The organism is Edaphobacter bradus (assembly GCF_025685645.1).
Taxonomy (GTDB): domain Bacteria; phylum Acidobacteriota; class Terriglobia; order Terriglobales; family Acidobacteriaceae; genus Edaphobacter; species Edaphobacter bradus.
Genome location: NZ_JAGSYF010000004.1, coordinates 569,211 through 591,081 on the forward strand (window position 1 = coordinate 569,211; position 21,871 = coordinate 591,081).

Below are 21,871 nucleotides of genomic sequence, written 5' to 3' on the forward strand. Positions count from 1 at the left end.
GCGCGTTGCATTGTATCGCAGTGTGCCCGGACACTTCCGATACACTCAAGACTGAGTATGGCTAACGATCTGCATCGATGCGCCGTTGACGGCGGCGCGAACGATCCGCTGGAGGTGCGCGTTTACCCGGCGCCGCGCCGGCCCTCGCGCACGCCGTTTCAGCGTGACCGCGAGAGGATCGTGCAGTCGCGCGCGTTTCGCCGGCTCGCAGGCAAGACGCAGGTGTTCACGAGCCGGGCCTCGGACCACTTTCGCAGCCGCCTGACGCACACGATCGAGGTTGCGGAGATCGCTCGGGTGGCCGCCGCGGCGCTGGGCCTGAATGAAGACCTGGCGGAGGCTCTGGCTCTGGTCCATGACATCGGGCATCCGCCCTTTGGCCATGCGGGGGAGCGGGCGCTGGACCGCTGCCTGCGCCGCCACGGCAGCAGCTTCGACCATAATCTGCACGCGCTGCGCATTGTGGAGCACTTTGAACAGCGGTATGCGGCGCATCGCGGGCTAAACCTTACGCTTGGCGTTCGCGAAGGGATCATCAAGCACTCGCGCGACTACGACGTTGCGCGGCATCCGGAGCTTGAGGGCTACTTTCTGGATCAGCGGCCGCCGCTTGAGGCACAGCTTATCGATCTGGCGGACGAGATTGCATATCTGACCGCTGACCTGGACGACGGGGTGGAGTCGGGGCTGCTGGAGATCGGACATATCCGTGAGAACGTGAACGTGGTGGCACGCTGCTACAGCGCGGTGGAGAAGGAACACCCTGGCGTTGAGGAGAAGTATCTGTTTCACGAGGCGCTGCAGAAGATGCAGAACACTCTGACCGACGACCTGATTGCGAGCACGCTCGCAAATGTGCAGGCGATTGGGGCAGAGTCGCTCGAGGACATCCGGCGGCATCAATCGCGGCTGGCGCTGTTCTCGCCTGAGGCAGAGGCGGAGAGGCTACAGGAGAAGCGCTACCTGTATGACACGCTCTACACCTGCGGGACGCTGGAGAATGAGCACTATAAGGCCGAGGAGGTCGTGACGGCGCTGTTCGACTACTGGATTCAGGAGCCGGAGGAACTGCCGCAGAGCTACTTCGAAGAGGTGAAGCAGGAGGGACTGGCTCGCGTGGTGGCCGATTACATCGCCGGCATGACGGACAGCTTCATCCTGCTGCAGTACGCGCGGATCAAGCGGGCTGTGCGTCGATAAGGGCTTAGCTCTCAGCCGGCAGGACTTTGCGCCGAGAGGTTGGACGGCGGATGTAGAATTCCCTCCACTATGAGCTTTTCTCCGGGCAACATTACTGCGCTGATCATCGCGGCCAGCTTTGCCGGCGGGCTGAATATCTATGCGACTGTGCTGACGCTGGGGATTCTGGCGCGCACGCACTGGGTCGCGTTGCCGCCGGGGCTGGATTCGCTGGGGCACACATGGGTGATCGTAGCCTGCGCGATTATGTTCGCCATCGAGTTCTTCGCGGACAAGATTCCGGGCTTCGACATGATCTGGAACGGCCTGCATACAGTGGTGCGCGTGCCGATCGCGGGACTGGTCGCATACCATGCGAGCTCGCAGCTCTCGCCGGAGATGCAGATTCTGGCGACGATGCTGGGAGCGGGCATTGCGCTGGCGGCGCATACGTCGAAGACAGCGGTGCGGGCAGCAGTGACTCCGAGCCCCGAGCCGGTGTCGAACATTGCGCTGAGCACAAGCGAGGATGCGCTGGCAGTGGGACTGACGTGGTTTGCGACGCATCACCCCTATGTTGCCGCGACGATGACTGTGATTCTGTTGCTGGTGGCGATTCTTGCAGCCCGGGCGTTGCTGCGGGCGATCCAGAAGCAGCTGCGGCGAATCTTTCGGCCGGATATTGAAGAGCCGGCGACTAAGACATCTTCCTGGTGAAGGATGAAAAGCGGATACCTCCACTCTGCTTCGCTCCGGTCGGGATGACAGCGGGATGTGAGAAATCATCGGAAGAAGATCGCTACGTGGCGGAGTGCCGCTCCAGTGCTGCGCGATCCCACTTCGCCAATGTTGCTCCGGCGTCGTAGGTGCTTTGTAGGAACTGATGTACGGCGTCATCGGGCGAGGCTGCGGAGCGGACGTCGTCGTACTTCAAGAGGAATTCACCGAGTTTCGGGTCGTAGTGGGCGGCGGTGGGACGAATGGATGCGCGGTCGAGTCCGGCTGGCGCTGGAGCGGCGTAACAGTAGAAGGCAGGTGCACCGTAGCCTCCATTGCCAGGCCAGAAGCCTGCGCTGATGACCTCGTGCGAGTAGGCTTCGCGAGTGATGCGGTCGGCTCCGTCGCGCGGAGGAGCAGGTCTGCCGGAGAAGCGCGTTACAGCGAGGTCGAAGCTTCCCCAGAAAAAGTGCACGGGGCTTTGCTTGCCGAGAAAGCCGGAGCTGAAGTCGGCGAAGAGGCACTCTGCCGAACAGAGTACGCGCCAGAAGCGATGCGCGTACTCGGGATCGTATGTGTGATGAACCTCGTCCTGAGGGAAGGGGATTGCCTCGGCGACCTCGACAGGGACAGGGTTGATGGCGACGGTGACGCCAAGCGCGGCGAGACAGCGCTGGTATTCTGCATAGAAGTCGGCGACAGACTGCGCACGGAGCGGCACGGAGAGAATCGATCCGGAGCTGATGCGGAATCGTAGATCGTGGCTGACGAAGTCGAACTCGATCTCGAGGAACTCGGTGCCGTAAGGCATTGCAGAGGTCGTGAGCCCGCGGGCGCTGAGGTAGAGAGGCACGTTCCACCAGTGATTGAGCGGCGGAGTGAGCGCAAGGCGCGTCTTGCCGACGATCTGCGTCCACATGTGCAGGGTCGCCGCTGTGTCTTTCCATGCGTTCCAGTTCAGCTCGGGCCAGATGTGCTGGGCCGGTTTGGTTGTTTTCATGCAAGCCTCTATGCGCGCGGAAGTGCAGCAGAGAATTTACATCAAATGTGTGGCCGACGCATCAGGACGATGCGGAGTTTCTACGAGGCGTCGACCTGAGAGCTTCAAGGACGGGCGTCTCCGGTTGCGTGCAATCTGGCGAGGCGGCGAAAGTTGCGGATCAGATTGCTGTCGTGTTGCGGCGACCATGCCATGACAAACTCGACGAAGGCATTTTTTGCCTTGAGTGGGCAGAAGGCGAGGTCGCGCGTCCGGAACTGCTGCTGGTTTAGAGGCAGCAGCGAAATGCCCTCACCGGCCTGCACCATGAGGACGACGCTCACCCAGACGGTGGAGATACTGGCGATGTGTGGCGAAAATCCGGCCTCAGAGCAGAGCTCGATGACTTTGTCGAAGACTGCAGGAGAGGTTTCGCGAGAGGACAGGACAAAGGGCTCGTGGGCCAGATCTCTGAGGTCCACGGGACCTGGCGCTGCGGGGTGGCTCCTTGGCAGGATCGCGACGATAGGGTTTTGTTGGATGACCTCCGATCGTAGTCTTGTGCTGAATTCAGGTTCGACGCGGCGAGTGAAGCCGATGTCAATCCTGCCTTCGACAAGCGCCGGCCACTGCTGTGTTGAGGTCATCTCGACAAGTGAGAGTTGAACGCCCGGATGCAGTCTCCGAAATTCGCGGATGAGTTTGGGGAAATTGACGCCGACGCCTCCGGAAAAGAACCCGACGCGCAAGGTGCCTAGTTCGCCGCGATGTGCCCGCTGGACGGCCTCGATGGCGCGGTCAGCGCGTTCCAGGATTCGTCGCGCCTCCTCGAGGAAAAGCTCACCTGGCCTCGTCAGCGACGTCCGTCTGGGAGAGCGGACGAACAGGCGCACTCCGATTTCGCGTTCAAGATCAGTGAGTTGTTCGCTGATCGCAGATTGAGCGACGTGTAGGGTGCGTGCGGCTCCGCTGAAACTTCCTTGCTCGGCTACTGCGACCAGGTAGCGAAGGTGTCTAAGCTCCATGCTTCCAAGGGTAATCGGTTTTTCCGATGGGAGGGCACGGAAAGAACTGCGAGACATGGCGGCTTGGAGCTAGTCTATACATACAGGACATACAGGAAAGCTCTGAAAGAATTTCAGAAAGTGAGGTATACGGGCGATGTGGATCGTAAAGGTAGCTCTCAATCGGCCTTACACGTTCATCGTCCTGGCTCTGCTCATTCTGATTGCCGCGCCGGTGGTGATTCTGCGTACGCCGACGGACATCTTCCCGAATATTAATATTCCTGTAATCTCAGTCGGCTGGACGTATACGGGCCTCAATCCCGAGGAGCTTGAGGGGCGTCTCACATCGCCGTACGAGAAGGGGCTGACGACGCTCGTCGACAACATCCAACACATCGAGTCTACGACGTACAACGGCGCAGTGAACGTGAAGATCTACCTGCAGCCGGGGGCGTCGCTCGACACAGCCAACGCGCAGGTGACGGCTGCGTCGCAGAGTATTCTGCGCCAGTTGCCTCCGGGAATCCTGCCGCCGCAGATCATCAATTTCTCGGCTTCCAGCGTGCCGATTCTGCAGCTGGGCGTTTCGGGGCCTGGCCTGTCAGAGTCGCAGTTGAACGACTACTCCGCAAACTTTATCCGCCCGCAACTGATCACGGTTCCGGGAGCGATCGTTCCGCTGCCTTATGGAGGCAAGCAGCGAGAGATCCTCATCAGCATGGACCAGGCCGCGATGCAGTCGAAGGGAATTGCTCCCGGCGATCTGTTGAACGCAGTTGCGCAACAGAACGTTGTGCTGCCGTCGGGCACCATCAAGATAGGGCAGTCAGAGTATGACGTTCGCACCAACGGAACGCCGCGTACGGTCGAAGGACTCGCCAACATTCCGCTGAAGCAGGTGAACGGAACGACGATCTATCTGCGCGATGTTGCCAGCGTTAGCGACGGCTTTCAGGTGCAGACGAATGTGGTGCGCCAGGATGGCCGTCGTGGCGTGTTGATCTCCATTGTGAAGGGTGGAAACGCTTCGACGCTCGATGTCGTCAAGGGCGTGCGGGCACTACTTCCTCGCGTCGCCACGACGTTGCCTCCAGAGCTGAAGATGACGCCGCTTTCCGACCAGAGCGTCTTTGTGCGAGGCGCGATTAAGGGTGTGATTCGCGAGGCGATCATCGCGGCAGCGCTTACGGCGATCATGATTCTGGTCTTCCTGGGGAGTTGGCGATCGACATTGATTATCGCGGTCTCGATTCCTCTGTCGATTCTCACCTCTGTCATCGTTCTCAGCCTGACGGGCGAGACCATTAATACGATGACGCTGGGGGGATTGGCGCTCGCGGTCGGTATTCTGGTGGATGATGCCACGGTAACGATCGAAAACATCGAGCGGTTTCTGGAGGACCACTACCCTCTGCGCGAGGCCATTCTGGAAGGAGCGGCGCAGATCTCGGTTCCGGCGCTGGTTTCCACACTCTGTATCTGCATCGTCTTTCTGCCGATGTTCTTCCTGGGCGGAGTTGCACGTTATCTGTTTGTGCCGCTCGCAGAGGCGGTGGTCTTCGCGATGCTCGCCAGCTACATTCTTAGCCGCACGCTGGTTCCGACGCTGGCGATGTATCTGCTGCGTGAGCACGGCCATGGAAAGGGCGGCAATGGGTTCTTCGCGCGGTTCCAGCGTGGCTTCGAGCGTCGGTTTGAGCAAGTCCGCAGCGGCTATCACGGCATTCTGAAGAGGGTTGTGGATGCGCGACTCATCTTTGTTCCGGGGTTTCTTGGTATCTGCGTGCTGACCTTTACCTTGTTGCCTTTTCTGGGCGAGAACTTCTTTCCCGATACGGACAGCGGACAGTTCATTCTTCACGTGCGTGGAACAACGGGACTGCGCATTGAAGAGACTGCACGTCTCTTCGACCTGGTCGAAGCCGATATCCGCAGAGAGATCCCGCCATCTGAGATCGACAACATTCTCGACAACATCGGCATGCCCTACAGTGTCATTAACACGCAGCACCTTACGAATGGGACGATCGGGGCCGCCGACGGAGATATCTTCGTTACGCTCAAGGAAGGTCATCATCCTACGGCGAAGTATGTCAGGGCATTGCGCGCGAATCTGCCGCGTCTTTTCCCCGAGGCTACGTTCTATATGCTGCCTGCCGACATCACAACACAGATTCTGAACTTCGGCCTCCCAGCTCCGATTGACGTCCAGATTGAGGGCAACGATATCGGTGCGAGCAAGACGCAGGCGGATAAGATTCTGGCGCAACTGCGAGAGGTTCCCGGTCTAACGGACCTTCGTATTCAGCAACCGTTCGACTATCCCACGCTGCAACTCGCGGTCGACAGAACCAAGGCGGCCCAGGGAGGGTACAGCGAGCGCGATGTGGCAACGAGCATTCTCAATACGTTGAGCGGAAGCGGCCAAGTGACGCCTATGTTCTTTCTCAACTGGAAGAATATGGTGAACTACAACTTGGTCGCGCAGACGCCGCAGTACAAGATGGATACGATGCAGGACCTGGGGAACATTCCGATTAATCGCACGACGAGCGGAGCACCCCCAGCCAGCGCAACGATGCCTGAGATTCTTAGCGACCTTGCGAAAGCTGAGCGAGGACATGAGATGGCGGTTGTGAACCACTACAACATCCGGCGCGTTGTGGACGTCTACGGCAACGTTCAGGGGCGTGACCTCGGCGCAGTGAGCCGGCAGATCGATAAGATACTCAACAACGATCGCAAGTCCCTGCCGCGCGGCACGTTCATCACGCTTAAAGGTCAGGTTGAGACGATGCGCACTTCCTATGTTGGACTGCTTGGAGGTCTGTTCTTCTCGATCGTGCTTGTCTACCTTCTTATCGTCGTCAACTTCCAGAGCTGGGTTGATCCGTTCATCATCATTACGGCCCTGCCGGCTGCTCTCGCAGGCATCGTGCTGTTTCTCTTCCTGACTCACACGACCCTGAGCGTTCCTGCATTGATGGGGGCTATCATGTGCATGGGCGTTGCCACGGCGAACAGCATTCTTGTCGTCTCGTTTGCCAAGACGAGACTCGAAGAACATGGCGTTGCGCTGCGGGCAGCGGTAGAAGCAGGCACGACGCGCTTCCGCCCAGTTCTCATGACGGCGTTCGCGATGATTATCGGCATGGTGCCGATGGCGCTTGGAATGGGCGATGGCGGCGAGCAGAATGCACCGCTGGGGCGCGCTGTCATCGGCGGCCTTCTTTGTGCGACGGTCGCGACACTGATCTTCGTGCCTTGCGTCTTCGCGCTGATTCATGGCCGTGAGAAGGCGGAGCGTGGGCGTCAGCAGAAGCGCCTCATGGAGGAGCGCGTATGAGCTCCAACAGCAAAATTCGTGATCCGGAGAGGGACATGACGACCCAGGAACAAGTGGCAGACGACACGCAGACCGACGTTGTGCCGGCGCATGCCGATGCAGGCCATCACGCGGCTCCTATCGAGCCGAGGGGCGGCGGCCGGACGTTCGGCATCCTCCTCGCGCTGGTTCTTCTCTTCGCCATTGGTTATGGTTTGCACATTCGCTCGTCGAGCGAAAAACAACTGGCTCGTGCGACTGGCGAGGCGGCGATTCTTTCTGTGCATGTCGTATCTCCGACATTGGGGTCTTCGGCGCAGGATCTTGTTCTTCCCGGCAACGTGCAGGCGTTTATCGAGACGCCTATTTACTCGCGTACGAATGGCTATCTGAAGAAGTGGTACTTCGACATTGGGGCGCACGTTCGCAAGGGACAGTTGCTTGCAGAGATCGAGACCCCGGAGGTCGATCAGCAACTGCAGCAGTCCAGGGCTGAGCTGGAGCGGATGCAGGCCAATATGGAACTGGCTGGCGTGACGAGCAATCGCTGGCAGAGCCTTCTGTCCAAGCACGCTGTTTCCCAGCAGGAGGCTGACCAGGCGCGCAGCAACTACATTGCGGCGCAGGCTGCGGTGGGCGCAAGCAAGGCAAATGTTGGGAGGCTTGTGCAGCTTCAGAGCTACGAGCGCATCGTCGCTCCCTTCGACGGTGTGATTACGGCTCGCAATACCGACATCGGCGATCTGATCGATGCCGGCTCAGGAACGAGCAATCCGCGGGAGCTCTTCCATCTTGCGTCGGTCGGCAAGTTGCGCGTCTACGTCGCTGTCCCAGAGGTCTATGCGGATTCGATTCGCGATGGAGACAGCGCCACGCTGACGCAGGACTCCAATCCAGTTGAAAAGGCTCCCGGCACCATCGTGCGGAACGCCAAAGCGATCGACCGCGCGACGCGCACGCTGAACGTTGAGGTTGACATCGACAATACGAAGGGTACGTTGCTTCCGGGCGCATATGTTTTCGTGCACTTCCATCTGCCTTCGGGTGCACATACCGTTACGATTCCGTCGAACACACTTCTCTTCCGCGCCGAAGGGCTGCGTGTGGGTGTCGTGCATGGCGATCGAGTGCAGCTGACGCCTGTCACCATTGGCCATGACTACGGCAATTCGGTGGAGATCACGTCCGGTCTCAATGCGTCCGATCAGATTATTCTCGACCCGCCGGATTCGCTCACGAGCGGGATAAAGGTTCACGTGGAGACCCAGCGAGTGCAGGGCCAGTCATGAGAATCAGCACGCCGCGTCTTTTCTCTGTGTGGGTTGGTGCGACGCTGGCGATAGGGCTGGCCGGGTGCCGGGTTGGTCCGCAATATGCGCGCCCTTCGGTGCCGCTTGCGCCGGAGTTCAAGGAGTCTCTACCACAGAACTTCAAGGCAGCAGACGGATGGAAGGCGGCGCAGCCCAGCGATAACCAGCTCAAGGGCGACTGGTGGACGATGTTCAACGATCCTCAACTCAACGCGCTCGAGGCGCAGATTGAGCCTGCAAACCAGACGCTGAAGCAGGCTGAAGCGAACTTCAGCGCGTCGCGGGCCGCTATCCGCTTTTTTAAAGCATCTGAGGCTCCCACCGTCACCACCGCGCCAAGCATTGGGGCCGTGCGCAACTCCGAAAACCAGCCGTACTTCAACAAGGCTAACGCCAACAATGGCGTAGGCAATTTTATTCTTCCCTTTGACCTCAACTACGAGATCGATTTGTGGGGCAGGATTCGGCGGACGGTGGCGCAGGCCCGCGAACAGGCGCAGGCCTCCGATGCCGACCTAGAGACAGCACGTCTCTCGCTACACGCTGAGCTTGCCATCGATTACTTCAACCTGCGGTCAGCGGATGCGCAACGAAAGCTGCTGGATGATACGGTGAAGGCCTTCCAGAGTGCTCTGCAGCTTACGGAGGATCGCTACAACGGAGGAGCCTCGCCGCTTTCCGACGTTGCGCAGGCGCGCACGCAGCTACAGACCGCGCAGGTGCAGGCCACCGACGTTGATATTGCGCGTGCAGACTTTGAGCATGCCATCGCCGTTCTGATTGGTAAGCCTCCAGCGGAGCTCACGGTGCCGCGTACGCCCGTCACGGTGGCAGCTCCGGAGCTTCCTGCGGTCCCAGGTGCGCTTCCGTCACAGCTTCTCGAACGGCGTCCTGATATTGCGGGCGACGAGCGCCGCATGGCCGCAGCCAACGAGGAGATTGGTATCGCTAAGTCCGCGTTTTACCCCGCTTTCACGCTCTCGGCAGTGGCTGGTTTTACTGGGACCTCAGCCAGCAACTGGTTCACTTGGCCCAGCCGCTTCTTCGCTGTTGGCCCGACGCTCTCGCAGACGCTGTTTGACCATGGTCGGCGACGTGCAACTTCTGATATTGCGCTCGCGGAGTACGATGCCACGATTGCGGCTTACCGGCAGACCTCTCTCACTGCGTTCCAGCAAGTGGAGGACAACCTGAATGCGCTCCATGGGCTGGAGGTCGAGGCGGTGCAGCAGCATGCGGCAACGGCTTCCGCGCAACAGACTCTTGACCTCTTCAATATTCGCTATGAGGGCGGGGTGGATAACTATCTGCAGGTAATTACGTGGCAGACGGCGCTGCTGGCCAACGAGCGCAACGATATCGACATTACACGTCGTCGGCTCGAGGCCAGTGTGTTGCTCATCAAGGCCCTCGGGGGAGGCTGGAACACTTCGCAGCTGCCGCAGCAACCCTGAGGGCCTGGGAGTTCAGAAGGATCTTACAGCGTTCACGGGACCTAGACAGAGTGTCACGGATGAACGGTGAAGGTATCGTGCAGCGATGCCGTCGAGTCTTCCCCAACCCAGACGTCAAATTCCGCGGGCTCCTCCACCCAGGCTTGCGTGGAGGGGCTCCAATATGACAGTTCGTCTTTGCCCAAGGCGAAGCTCAAGGTTGTCTTGCCGCCCGGAGCAAGCGTTATTCTGCGAAAGCCCTTGAGTTGGCGAACTGGACGTGACGCGCTCCCCGAGCGTTGGTGGATGTAGAGCTGCACTACTTCGTCGCCAGCTTTGCTTCCGGTGTTCTCGACATCTACCGATGCTTCCACCCGCTCACCGGCGCCCACTTGCCGATGGCTCAATTTGAGGTTGGAGATAGCGAAGCTGGTGTAGTTCAGTCCGTATCCGAACGGATAGAGAGGCGAACTGGGCCCATCCCAGTAGCGCGAGACGAAGTCCTTCGAGGTCTCCGGCACATGCGTCAGGTTATGCGCATAGTAAATCGGGATCTGGTCCTCGCTTCGCGGCCAACTGAAGGTCAATTTGCCACCGGGGTTTGCATCCCCAAAGAGTAGATCGGCGACGGCATTTCCACCCTCTATGCCGGGGTACCAGACGTCGAGAATGGTGGAGACATGTGCGGCGGCCCAGGAGATATTGAGAGGCCGTCCGTTCACAAGAACAAGCACGAGAGGCTTGCCCGTAGCTGCAACCGCTTCAAGCAGTCTCTGCTGCCTTCCGGCCAGATCGAGTGAAGAACGCGAGGCAGCCTCACCGCTCATGTCGTCAAGTTCACCGAGGACGAGCACCGTGGCATCGGCATGCATGGCGGTTTGCACGGCTTTCTCGATCTCAGCGTCAGATCCGGTGTTGTCATCATTCTGATACTCACGCTTCAGATCTGTTCCCTGCGCATACTCGATGCGTGTCGACGCGGGAAGCTTGTTGCGCAGACCCTGAAGGATCGTAACAACATCCTTGGGCTCACCGGCGAAGCTCCACGGCCCCTGGAGCGGCTTCTGGACGTTCGCGAGGGGACCGATGAGAGCCAGCGAACTCAGGCTCTTGCTGAGTGGAAGGGTGTGGCTTTCATTGCGCAGCAGTACGGCAGTTCGCTGAGCAGCGAGACGGGCGAGTGCGCGGCTCTCCGGCGCTTTCAGAACAGCCTCGGTCTGCGCTACGTCGACATAGGGATGCTCAAAGAGGCCGAGTCGAATCTTCGCTTCGAGGACAGGCCGAACCATATTGTCCAGTTGCGCAGTAGACAGCTTCTTGTCTTCAATCAGGTTGCCCAGGTTTGCGAGATAGGTTTTGCTGCCCATGTCCATGTTTACGCCAGCCGAGAATGCACGATAAGTAGCTTCCTGAGGATCGCTTGCGAAGCCGTGCGTGGTCAGGTCCTGAACAGCGAAGGCATCGCTGACGACGAATCCGGAGAAGCCCCACTCTTTGCGAAGAACCTGCTGCAGTAGAAATGTGTTGCCGGAAGCGGGCACGTCGTTGAGGTCCATATAGGCGCTCATCACGCTTCCCACACCGGCGTCGATCGCCGCGTGAAATGGTGGAAAGTAGACATTGCGCAACAGATCTTCAGACACGTAGGAGGAGTCGTAGTCACGACCGCCGTCTGCTGCTCCGTACGCCGCGAAGTGCTTCACACATGCCAACACGTGTTCGGGGCTGCCGAGGTACGGGCCCTGTAGCCCTCGCACCTGTGCGCGGGTTACAGCAGCATCAAGGTATGGATCCTCACCGGCACCCTCAACGATGCGTCCCCAGCGCGGATCGCGAGCGATATCCACCATCGGAGTAAACGCCCACCGTACCCCTGCTGCTGAGGCTTCGTGCGCGGCCACGGTCTGGACGTGCTCGATCAGACTCGGATCCCACGAGGACGCCAGCGCGAGCGGTACGGGAAATGTGGTGCGGAACCCATGAATGACGTCAAAGCCGATGAGCAGCGGAATGTGCATGCGCGACTCTTCGACGGCGACATGCTGCAGATGGTTGATGGCCACCGGATCGGTGATGAACAGAAAGGATCCCACCTGTCCTTTGCGAATGCGCTCCTCGAAGCTCACGGTATCGGGGAAGTATTGATAGAAGAGCTGGGTAAGTTGCCCGATTTTTTCGTCGGTCGTCATGTGGTGGAGCAGCGTGTTGGCTCGCTGCTGCACTGCCGCTTCGGATGGCGCGGATGTTTCGTGCGACTGAGCCTGCACGAAGGGAGAGAGGCAGGCAATAACGAAGGTGAGATTGCGAAGCAGAGATCCGGGGCGGCGTCGAGACGTCATTGTTTTCCGTTTCATTGGGCGTGACAGGGTCCGATAGGAGAATGTAAAGTGGGTCAAGTATACGTTTTCTCGAGAGGCCGGAAAACTGAAAATAAACAAGAAATTTCGGTCCGCAAAAGGGCACTGAGAGCTACCTATGTTCCGACGCCTCCTCGCTGTTCTCCCGTTGATTCTTGCAGGCTTGCCATCACATGCGACACCTCGCCTGGCTCCTTTGTTTGGCGATCACATGGTTCTGCAGCGCGATAAGCCGATTGCCGTGTGGGGATGGGCAGACCCCGGAGAGAAAATAGAAGTCCGTCTGGCGAATGGAGCGCCGGTATCCACGCAAGCGGGTACGGATAGCCGCTGGGGCCTGACTTTGCAGCCTTTGCCGGCAGGTGGCCCCTTTGTGATGCGAGTCGCGGGAAAGACCACGGTGGTGATTCACGATGTGATGATCGGCGACGTGTGGGTGCTCTCCGGGCAGTCGAACATGACCTTTCCGGTGAGCCGTGCGAGCAACGCGTCTTCGGCCATCTCCAAGGCGAGCAATGCTTCGCTGCGCCTCTTCACTGTTCCTGACGAGAGCAGCCTGAAGCGATCTAGTTCGTTTCAGTCTGCGTGGCAGATTTGCACTCCAGAGAATGCAAAGGAGTTCTCTGCAGTCGCCTACTTCTTTGGGAGTGAGCTCGAGAAACGTTTGCAGGTCCCGATCGGACTGATCCACAGCTCATGGCCAGGGACTTCTGCGGAGGAGTGGACGGATTCGACGTCCCTTGCTGCGAATCCGGACTTTGCGCCGATTCTCAGTCGCTGGCGGGACGCGCCCGACGAGACGCATATGTTCGCCGGAGACGGATTTCCATTCGACCTGTCATTCCGCAATTTTGTGTTGCTCAGAAAAGGAGACGACGGAGAGCAGAGAGTTGCCTTTAGCGATTTTTCGCAGGCGAACAACCAACTTGGAGGGAAGTGGACCTACAGCTGGAATACGGCTCCAGAGAGCTTGTTCGAAATAGATAGGGCGAAGGATGATGCCGTTGCTCATCTAACTGGAAGATTGCGGCCGCAGGATTCCGCAGCCCTCGACGCCTCTCTTGCGGAGGACGGGCAGATCGGAGATCTAAGTGATTATTCAGGGATTGAATTTTCCGCCAGGGGATCCGGATTCTTTCAGCTGCGGTTCGCCCAACCCACGGTCACAGACGAGGCCAACTATGCCTCTCCCATCTTCAAGGCCACGCGGGAGTGGCGGACCATCCGCCTTGAGTTTAGTGATTTGAAGCAACCGGACTGGGGCGTCCAACTGCCATGGACACCGTCCGCTGTGAAGCAGCTCATGATCGCTCTTCGGGAGTCGGGCGGAGAGTATGCTATGCGGCCGCCGTCTGGACTCTACAACGGAATGATCGCTCCACTTGCGCCGTTTTCTATTCGCGGCTTCGTGTGGTACCAGGGCGAGGGCAATGCAGGGAGAGCGTATCAATACAGGGAATTGCTGCCTGCGCTCATCCAGGGCTGGCGAAAGGCGTGGAATGACCAGGACCTGCCATTTCTGATTGTGCAACTGCCCAACCATGGCGCTCGGCAAGCGCAGCCAGTGGAGAGCGCATGGGCGGAGCTGCGGGAAGCTCAGCTCCAGGCGACTCGTCTGCCGCACACAGCGATCGCAGTGACCATTGATGTTGGGGAGGCTGACAATGTCCACCCTGCGGATAAGGCGGACGTAGGAGACAGGCTCGCGCTGCTCGCGCTCGGCACAGTCTACGGCCAGCATGTTGCCTACTCAGGCCCCGTCTACGGTTCTGCGAAAGTTGAACAGGGGACCATCCGCGTGCACTTTCGCAACACGTTTGGAGGCCTTAAAACAGGGGACGGAAAGCCTCTGACTGGATTCGAACTGGGAGGTGCGGATCGTCGATTTGCGTGGGCGAATGCGAAGATCGAAGGCGACGACGTTGTTGTTTCCAGCCCTGGTGTGCCGAACCCTGTGGCAGTGAGGTATGCCTGGGCCGACAACCCTGTTCAGAATCTGACGAATAGCTCCGGTATTCCTGCCTCTCCATTTCGCACCGACGATTGGTCTGGCATAACCGTCGATGCGAAATAGAGCTCATTGCAGGCGGTTCACGCTAATAGGTGACCGCGTACACATTTCCGGATAGCGTCACGGGATCCTTCTCTTTCGATGTGAATCGCAGTGTGATCGGTACTCCTGGTTGCAGATCCTTGCGGTGTATCTCTCCAACCGCCCAGGACAGCCCGCTCCATATCACCTTGTCGTAGTCGATGACTACGGGAACGTTGTGGCCGTTCTGCGTAGCCTCAAGCAAGAACACCTGACTCATGTTTGTTCCGCTCGGTGGTCCGCCGGCCCAGGTGCGACGGAGGCTCCCGTCGGGATTGTGTTGCTGCATGACGAGTCGCAAATCTCCTGTCGCGGGAACAGGAATGGTTGCCTCGATGACTCCTTTGCCCGTGCTTTCGAACCGCGATTCCAGCGGACGAATGCTAGTAGGAATTACTACGTCCTGCTGAATGCCGAAGTGGTAGTGGGTTGAGTTGTATTTGCCGAAGCCCACCATCGCCATCTGACCCGGGCCTAGTTCAACCTTGTCGCCGGCGATGCGGGGGTGAAAGCCGGCGTCAGTGAAGAGAAGCCTGCCGGGCCCGAGCGGGCGCTGCTCCTGAGAGAGCAACGGGATCTGAATCGATTGCACACTCTGTGCGGGATTCATCACGACGTATACGGCGCCGTCTGAATCGACGGAGCCGAAGCCGTAGGGCTGAACTTCGCCGGGTATCGCGCCAAAAGACTTGGTGCGGCCAAGAGACTGCAATTCCAGGAATAGCGATTGGACCTGCGCAAACCATCGCGCGTCTTCGTCGTTGATCAACTCCAGGTTGCCGTGCACCGTGTTGATCCAGCCTCCACGCGCCAGCATTAGAATCAGCGCGCCTCGCCAGGCATGCATGCCGCGGTAATAGATGGTTCCCGTTTTGCCGATCATGAAGCTGGTCGAGTCAATCCGCTCGGCTGGAAAGTGGCTCTGCTCAAAGCGGCGGACCATGTGGTCGCCATAGATATCCATCGAGCGCCAGAAGTTCATTTCGGGCACGTCGGATGGGCGGGGATCGCCGGTGTATTGCATGTCGAAGACGTCCAGCCAGCGCAAGTCCACAGAATCCCGGAACGGGAAGGGCGATGAGGTGGTGTCTAAGTCACCGCCGAATCCATTGAAAGCCTCCAGAACGACATCCTTGTTTCGTTCCCGAAACTTCTGCAACGCGATGCGCAGCGCATTTGCGTTTCGGGCGCGGATCTCGTCTTTGGTCAGCTTCGCTTCGTCTTCGGGAGTGGCCGCGGTCAGATCGACGAAGTCGAACTTGAACATGCGGATGCCATGGTCATACCAGTACTGCAGAGTATCCATGAAGTCAGGCAGGAATCCGCCTTCAAAAAAGGACATCTCCGTCTGCTTTTTGTTCAACGAATCACGCCACTGCGGTGCAGGGTTTATCTTGACCAGCGTGTTGGAACTGAACCACATCCCCGGCTGAATCCCATTCTCCTTGCACTTCTGGATCCAGCGATCCGGGCCATTCGGCCAGTTCGGCTTGCGCCAGGTACGGTATCCACCATCTGGATCAAACCAAAACGCATCCATCAGGTAGTAATCGAAGCGAACGCCGCCAATCTTTCGAAGCCGAATTACCTGGTCAAGCTCGCGCATTGCGAGGTCTTCTGTTAGCGGCACATTGTCGGATAGCTCGTCGTACGATGACCAGTTGTTGTAAACCGAGATCGGATCACGAAGCATCGGCGCAGCGAGTGCGTGAGCGGAGAACTGCTCCTTCGGTGCTATCGTCTGCGAAAGGCAGGGCAGCGGCGCGAGGGTGAGCGAAAGGGAAGCCGTCAGCGCGAGTGACACAACGTGCAAAGGCTGCCAATTCGCGGGTAAGGGATGCGCGTAGTGTGAGCTCGATCTACTCATTCTTTGAGGTCTCCATCTGCGGGTACACCGGTGTACGGAGCTCTTTCCGAACAGCGAACCCGATATCAGTCGGTCCTGCAAACCCATCCCATGCTCCACGAACTTTGCCATCAGGGGAAGACAGTATGACTTGAGCTTTGTCTATTGAATCTGTCGACGGCGTCGGTTCAATCAGGAACGTGACGTTGTTCATCTGAAGATCGCGGATTGCAGTTCTAAGGGATGCTATCTCTGTTTGAGGAACGGCCCGCATGACGACTACAATCTTCAATTTGCTGGCGGGGAACTGAAGCGAGATGCTCTTCAAGATCGTGAGTTGCTGGCTGACGGACGCGTCCAGCAATCCGTCTGCGTTGAGCTTTGCTGGAAGCCAGCAGTTGATGCGCCAGTGTCCCGATCCATCCTTGAGTGCAACTGTTTTGCCCTCATAATCTGTACCGGTAATTGGCAGGCTCGGAGATTTCGCGATGGAGACCGGCGCGGAGGCGGCAACTCGGAACCACTGCTCATTCGCATCCGCCATCGAAACTTGCTGCAAGCTGCTCTCCGAGTCCTGGCCTGTGCTTCGCTGGTAGTTCTTGAAGGTATCGAAAGTGGCGCTGCCATACTGCCACCGCTCCGGCTGCGCTCCGTAATAGAAGTAGTGGTTCGAATTGAGAGAGAGCGCGCGATTGCTCTCGACAAAGGCGGGCGAAGTTGAATAGATCGCGTTGTGCTTGAAGACAGCTTCGCCACCTTGAATCGTTGCGTCATTGATCAGCGGGGGGTCCGCACCGAGCGGATTCCAATATACGGTGTTGTTCTCGACTACCAGGCCATCTATCGAGCCACCGTTCCAGGTGTGCAGGAAGATCGCGCTCTGATAGGCGGACATGCGAGGACTCCGGCCGTTGTCAATGCATACATTGCCGCGGACCACGCTTGTACGCGTGACAAAACCGGCACCAAAAACCGCCACACAATAGCCCTGTGTGTCGTGGCCAAAACTGTCGAGCAGGGAGTTATTCGTATTGCCGTAGTCGATGTCGAATGCGCCGCCATCCACGCCTGGGCTGTCCGTCAAAAAGGCCTCGCTGTGCGAGACGATGCAATCGTGACACATCCATGTCCAGATGGCGTTGGGCGTTCCCGTCGATTCGGTTTGCTGCATGCCTGTGCGCCACGCAACGGTGGAATCAATCAAACCGTTGCGAACGCGAAAGAGCACGATCCCGTCGCCCTGCACGTCGTGGACGATCGAGTTGCGAATGATGACATGCGTACTCCATGTATTCTCAGGCGTGAATCCAAGATTTCCACCCCCCACCATAATGCCTGCCCATTGTTTGGTGTTATAGGCTGTTACGCCATCCACCAGTACATCGTCGAACCATTGGTTCACAGTGCCGGGAGAGATGACGACCAATCCACTATCCTTGCTCTTGAGATCTCCTCCCAGCACACCGTGCACCAGCAGATTTGTCAGGTGGATGTGATGCAGGATGCCCTTGTCACCGCTTATGAAGATACCGAAAGTAGTGCCTCCCGAGAGGTCGAGCGAGTCGATGTCCCAGTATTCCTGGTTGAACAGCTTGAACGCTTGGGTGGGCTTGTCGCCGGCAAAGATCTTCGGTCTCGATCCTTCGCCGTAAGCAGTCAATCGCGCAGGATGGTCTGCGCTGCCAGATCCCTTGGGCCACAGAGAGCCACGGCATTCCGTTCCACGCCGGAGACGGATGACATCGCCGGGGGAGAAGACCTTGGATTGCAGGGAATCAAGCGAGTTCCAGGGCGATGCTGGGGACTCACCGCTTCCGTTGCCGGAGCTAGAGCAGTCGACAAAATATTCGTGGCCGGCAGAGTTACTCGGCGGAGCAGCCGTTTGCCCGAAGGAAACTGGAAGTACGGAGGCGATAAGGAAAAAGAACAGGCGAGCAGGTCGGGCGGAAATCATAAGAATTCAGTCTCTCAAAGAAAAATGAAAACGCGCTGCCGGAGGACATTCCAGCAGCGCGGTTAGATGAAGAGTTTAGAAGTTGAACTTAGCCGCCAGCTGAGCTACACGCTGGTCACCCATTGTCGAGTTAATCATGCCAAACGTCGGACTCTGGAAGTTACCATCTGGATTACGGTAGTGAACAGAATTCATTCCATTGAACGCTTCGGCACGAATCTGTAGCTTGCCGTAGTGCTCAATCGCGAACTCCTTCGCAAGCGAAGCGTCCACGTTGATGAAGCCCGGTCCAACAATCAGGTTGCGGCCTGCATTACCGTAGACATAGCTGGCCCCCGGAGGAAGCACAGGCTGGCTGAATGCCGCGGTATTGAAATACTCAAAAACGTTCCGCTTGCTGTGAGTCAAGTTTGGATTACCCGTTACGTTCGGACGCAAGCCGGCAAGCGACGACTTGGGATCTTCGCCGAGAACTACGTTCACCGGAGTTCCGGTGCGCATGGTGACAATTCCACCAAACTTCCATCCGGCGAGAATCGCATTCTCAATTGAATTCCAGTTCGATCCCCACGTCTGCCCCTCACCGAAGGGCAGATTATATTCGCCACTGACAACAACATTGTGACGAACATCAGAGTCCGATGTGGCATATTCTGACCGCAGATTGTACGGATTCTGCGGCTGGTCATTGTTCTGCCCCAGATCGAACGGCGCCGGGCCATTGTCCAGGTTGTGTCCGTAGGTGTAGCTCAACATAAGGCTGGCGTTCTTGGCCGTATGCATCAACTTAACCTGCAACGAGTGGTAGTTACTCATCCCCACATCGGTCAAATACTCAATAGCACCAAGATATGGAGTAATGCGCGTGTCATAGGTGTTCGCCCCGGCAGCATTCTTGCTCTGCTTGGGGTTGGCATTAATATCACCGACCTTATAAGACAAGTGATGCGACACAGACCCTACATAAGCCACATCGAGAGCATCCGTACGGCTCAATTGGCGCTCTACTGCGAGGTTGAAGGAATCTGTACTTCCGGTCTTGAGATTTGGATTCACGGCAGACGTTTTTTTCAAGGTGCCGTTCACCAGATTCTTCGGCTCGATGAAGCCAGCAGCAGGAATATTGATCGCCGTGCTGCGCGGCGCACCAGCGTCGATTTGATAAGGCCATACCTGCGGGTTGGAGGGCTGAACATTCCACTCCCAGTTTGAGTAAGACGACTGAACCGCAAACGGATTGTTCCTGGTCAGGAAGTCTTCACGTCCGTCATTTTCAGGCGAATAGAAGATTGCACCCCCCGCACGAACGACCGTCTTCTGATCAATGCTGTAGGCAAAGCCAAAACGTGGCGAAAAATCATTCTTGCGCGGCTTCACAATCCCGTTTGAAACGCCGTTGAGCCCGGCAAGCACAATATTGCCACTCGCTAGATCAAAGTTGGACATGCTGTTATGAGCTTCCGTCCAGGGATCCTGATACTCGTAGCGCACCCCGTAGTTTAGCGTCAGCTTCGGAGTTACCTTGAAGGAATCCTGCGCATAGAAATCGAGATCCCAGCTATGCGTATGCGGATCGGTCAACTGCAGGCCCATGTAGACGTCCAGCGGCAAACCGAGCACAAGGTCAGCTATATCCGATCCGCCGAGCCAGTTATACCCGTTGGGAACGATCCAGTTGCCGGCTGCATCGTAAAAGTATCCCCAATATGCCTGAGCTGAAGTCTCGGCGTTACCAAAGCTGCCGTAGTACTGATAGCCAGTTGGGAACAGCGAGAACTCCGGATGCGAGTTCAGGAGTCGAAGGTTTGCGCCAAACTTGAACTCGTGGCGCGGCACACTGCTCCAGGTAAAGGAATCGCCAAACTGATAGTTTCTGTCGAGAATATGGAACGGCTTGTAGGACGAACCACCTGCCAGATAGCCATCCCCCATGAAGATATCAGGGAAGCCCATCGTATCTGAATAACCACTAACAGCAACATTCCCATAACCATACTTCGTCGAATAATCAGTGCCGCTCAAAAGGCTGTACTGATCCTGATGATAACGGTTATAGCCAAAGCGGAACTCATTCAAAGCTGTAGGCGTGAAGCTATGATCATAAGTGAGCGAGAGAGTCTGAACACCCATGTCCTCCTTATTTGCCTGGTCAGCATCACCGGCACCAGCAACAGGAGTATTACCGTGGAACTGATCGCCGTCGAGAATATTGCCACCCTGCCAGTGATAAACGGCGTACAAACGGTCTTTCGAAGTGATTACCTGATCGAAGCGAGCATCAGCCTGATCGCTGTTGTAGCTGGTCGGCGCCCATGCTTGATAGTTGCGGAACCATCCATTGTCGATACCCGCAAGATTCGGCTTGGGGAAGAAGTTCAGCAGAGTGTTCATACCCGCCTTGCTGACGCGCGAAGCGGGAATCACATTGTTGGGAAACTGCGATGACCACCATCCATAATTCGCCACTGTAACATTGGGGTCAAAGATAGGATCGACTGTTCCCGCTGGCGGTCCGCTGGGTTTGCCATTCTTTGTGCACGCCATTCCGGCACAAGGATCAACCAGTTTGGAGAAATCCACGTCACCGTTCGGCTTGATGCTGAAGAGGCCAAAAGGAATCGTCGAGGTAACGTCAGAGAATGCGCTCTTCTGACGCGTGCCTTCATATGCAACAAAGAAGAATGCGCGGCCCTTCTTAATCGGACCACCCAACGTACCACCAAAGTTGTGCTGCTTCAGAGATGAGGCAGGCTGAGGACTGCTGACGCCTGGAATCGTCTGGCGGGCCGTCATGAAATTGGGGCGGAAAAACTCGTAGGCACTGCCATGGAAAGAGTTGCTTCCAGCCTTCGTCTGAATCGTGATCACCCCACCAGATGCGTTGCCAAATTCCGCGTTATATGCCGCAGTAACAACCTTGAACTCTTCTACTGAGTCAACGTTGGGAGTAGCTGTGATGTCCTGTGTGCGGTTTGTGGTCGACTCAATGCCGTCCAACTGAATAGAGTTCGCATATTCGCGCTGGCCGCTCACAGAGAGATTGAAGGCGTTCATACCGCCGCTCGCCCCATTTACACCAGGAACGAGATTAGTAAGTCCATAGAAATTACGGCCCAATAGAGGAAGATCTACGATGCTCTTGCCGCTAATCACCGTGCCTACTTCTGCAGATTGGGTCTGGAGCAGCGGAGGCATCTCCGACACATCGACAGTGGTCGCCACTGTGCCAGGAACGAGGCTGAAGTCTAGAACCAACTTCTGATCGATAACAAGGACCGCATGTGATCTGATGGATTCGGCAAAGCCCTTAGATGAGGCAGTAACCGTGTAGACGCCAGGCGTGACATTCAGCACAACATAGTTACCGGCGGCGTCGGAACGCCCGATGAAGGAGACGCCTCTGTCTTCATCTCTGGCGACAATCGATGTACCGGGAATGACGGCGCCGCTACTGTCTGTGATTCGACCGACGATTAGTCCTGTGGTTGCCTGGGCTCCGGCCTCTCGTCCGGATAGAAGGAGCACAAATAACGTGCAGGCTGTGAGTAAGTAGCTTAGTCTTTTCATTCGAGTCCTCGCTGGGCTTGACCCGGGCATATCCCTTGCGGCCAACTCAAGGGAGCAAACGTTTTCCGGGGGCGAGAAAGACGCTACTCGCTGTGTTAAAGGGAT

The 21,871-nt window shown here is 57.5% G+C and carries 12 protein-coding genes; 6 read left to right on the forward strand and 6 right to left on the reverse strand.

The window, feature by feature from the left end:
* Positions 1-57: 57 nt before the first annotated feature.
* Together dgt and OHL16_RS17500 are read left to right on the forward strand one after the other, a co-directional pair.
* Positions 58-1,200: a dGTP triphosphohydrolase gene (dgt, locus tag OHL16_RS17495; protein ID WP_263368469.1), complete on the forward strand. Its 1,143-nt coding sequence runs from the start codon at positions 58-60 to the stop codon at positions 1,198-1,200.
* A gap of 69 nt (positions 1,201-1,269) precedes the next feature.
* On the forward strand, positions 1,270-1,896 hold the full coding sequence (locus tag OHL16_RS17500) for a DUF4126 domain-containing protein (RefSeq protein WP_263368470.1): 627 nt from the start codon (positions 1,270-1,272) through the stop codon (positions 1,894-1,896).
* An 82-nt stretch (positions 1,897-1,978) separates the two neighbouring features.
* Here the strand turns inward: OHL16_RS17500 and OHL16_RS17505 are convergent, their stop codons facing one another.
* Together OHL16_RS17505 and OHL16_RS17510 are read right to left on the reverse strand one after the other, a co-directional pair.
* A complete protein-coding gene (locus OHL16_RS17505) occupies positions 1,979-2,896 on the reverse strand; it encodes a DUF5996 family protein (protein ID WP_263368471.1) in 918 nt (305 codons plus the stop codon).
* Positions 2,897-3,000: 104 nt separating this feature from the next.
* A complete protein-coding gene (locus OHL16_RS17510; protein ID WP_263368472.1) occupies positions 3,001-3,900 on the reverse strand; it encodes a LysR family transcriptional regulator in 900 nt (299 codons plus the stop codon).
* Between the two features lie 136 nt (positions 3,901-4,036).
* Here OHL16_RS17510 and OHL16_RS17515 point away from each other — a divergent pair, with 136 nt between their 5' ends.
* The 3 genes from OHL16_RS17515 to OHL16_RS17525 are packed head-to-tail and all read left to right on the forward strand — an operon-like array spanning position 4,037 to position 9,971.
* The gene (locus tag OHL16_RS17515) at positions 4,037-7,228 is read left to right on the forward strand and encodes an efflux RND transporter permease subunit (RefSeq protein WP_263368473.1); all 3,192 of its coding nucleotides are present in this window, start codon (positions 4,037-4,039) and stop codon (positions 7,226-7,228) included.
* Complete coding sequence (locus tag OHL16_RS17520; protein ID WP_263368474.1) at positions 7,225-8,496, forward strand: efflux RND transporter periplasmic adaptor subunit; 1,272 nt, start codon at positions 7,225-7,227, stop codon at positions 8,494-8,496. Before OHL16_RS17515 ends, OHL16_RS17520 begins: the two co-directional genes overlap by 4 nt.
* Positions 8,493-9,971 carry an efflux transporter outer membrane subunit gene (locus tag OHL16_RS17525; protein WP_263368475.1) on the forward strand — a complete coding sequence of 493 codons (1,479 nt, stop codon included), beginning with the start codon at positions 8,493-8,495 and terminating at the stop codon, positions 9,969-9,971. Before OHL16_RS17520 ends, OHL16_RS17525 begins: the two co-directional genes overlap by 4 nt.
* Before the next feature lie 53 nt (positions 9,972-10,024).
* Here the strand turns inward: OHL16_RS17525 and bglX are convergent, their stop codons facing one another.
* A complete protein-coding gene (gene bglX, locus OHL16_RS17530) occupies positions 10,025-12,289 on the reverse strand; it encodes a beta-glucosidase BglX (protein WP_263368476.1) in 2,265 nt (754 codons plus the stop codon).
* Between the two features lie 136 nt (positions 12,290-12,425).
* Here bglX and OHL16_RS17535 point away from each other — a divergent pair, with 136 nt between their 5' ends.
* On the forward strand, positions 12,426-14,381 hold the full coding sequence (locus OHL16_RS17535; protein WP_263368477.1) for a sialate O-acetylesterase: 1,956 nt from the start codon (positions 12,426-12,428) through the stop codon (positions 14,379-14,381).
* Between the two features lie 22 nt (positions 14,382-14,403).
* Here OHL16_RS17535 and OHL16_RS17540 read toward each other — a convergent pair whose 3' ends face one another.
* The 3 genes from OHL16_RS17540 to OHL16_RS17550 all read right to left on the reverse strand — a co-directional run bounded on the left by OHL16_RS17540 (position 14,404) and on the right by OHL16_RS17550 (position 21,766).
* Positions 14,404-16,266, reverse strand: coding sequence for an alpha-amylase family protein (locus OHL16_RS17540; RefSeq protein WP_263368478.1), 1,863 nt, complete (start codon positions 16,264-16,266; stop codon positions 14,404-14,406).
* Complete coding sequence (locus OHL16_RS17545) at positions 16,259-18,199, reverse strand: right-handed parallel beta-helix repeat-containing protein (protein WP_263368479.1); 1,941 nt, start codon at positions 18,197-18,199, stop codon at positions 16,259-16,261. Before OHL16_RS17545 ends, OHL16_RS17540 begins: the two co-directional genes overlap by 8 nt.
* Positions 18,200-18,274: 75 nt before the next feature.
* Positions 18,275-21,766: a TonB-dependent receptor gene (locus OHL16_RS17550; RefSeq protein WP_263368480.1), complete on the reverse strand. Its 3,492-nt coding sequence runs from the start codon at positions 21,764-21,766 to the stop codon at positions 18,275-18,277.
* Positions 21,767-21,871 lie beyond the last annotated feature (105 nt).

What these genes read in the sequence shown, in the direction of transcription:
- dgt (WP_263368469.1), top strand. Translation starts at nt 58, where the DNA reads ATGGCTAACGATCTGCATCGATGCGCCGTTGACGGCGGCGCGAACGAT.
- OHL16_RS17500 (WP_263368470.1), top strand. Translation starts at nt 1,270, where the DNA reads ATGAGCTTTTCTCCGGGCAACATTACTGCGCTGATCATCGCGGCCAGC.
- OHL16_RS17505 (WP_263368471.1), bottom strand. Translation starts at nt 2,896, where the DNA reads ATGAAAACAACCAAACCGGCCCAGCACATCTGGCCCGAGCTGAACTGG.
- OHL16_RS17510 (WP_263368472.1), bottom strand. Translation starts at nt 3,900, where the DNA reads ATGGAGCTTAGACACCTTCGCTACCTGGTCGCAGTAGCCGAGCAAGGA.
- OHL16_RS17515 (WP_263368473.1), top strand. Translation starts at nt 4,037, where the DNA reads ATGTGGATCGTAAAGGTAGCTCTCAATCGGCCTTACACGTTCATCGTC.
- OHL16_RS17520 (WP_263368474.1), top strand. Translation starts at nt 7,225, where the DNA reads ATGAGCTCCAACAGCAAAATTCGTGATCCGGAGAGGGACATGACGACC.
- OHL16_RS17525 (WP_263368475.1), top strand. Translation starts at nt 8,493, where the DNA reads ATGAGAATCAGCACGCCGCGTCTTTTCTCTGTGTGGGTTGGTGCGACG.
- bglX (WP_263368476.1), bottom strand. Translation starts at nt 12,289, where the DNA reads ATGACGTCTCGACGCCGCCCCGGATCTCTGCTTCGCAATCTCACCTTC.
- OHL16_RS17535 (WP_263368477.1), top strand. Translation starts at nt 12,426, where the DNA reads ATGTTCCGACGCCTCCTCGCTGTTCTCCCGTTGATTCTTGCAGGCTTG.
- OHL16_RS17540 (WP_263368478.1), bottom strand. Translation starts at nt 16,266, where the DNA reads ATGAGTAGATCGAGCTCACACTACGCGCATCCCTTACCCGCGAATTGG.
- OHL16_RS17545 (WP_263368479.1), bottom strand. Translation starts at nt 18,199, where the DNA reads ATGATTTCCGCCCGACCTGCTCGCCTGTTCTTTTTCCTTATCGCCTCC.
- OHL16_RS17550 (WP_263368480.1), bottom strand. Translation starts at nt 21,766, where the DNA reads ATGAAAAGACTAAGCTACTTACTCACAGCCTGCACGTTATTTGTGCTC.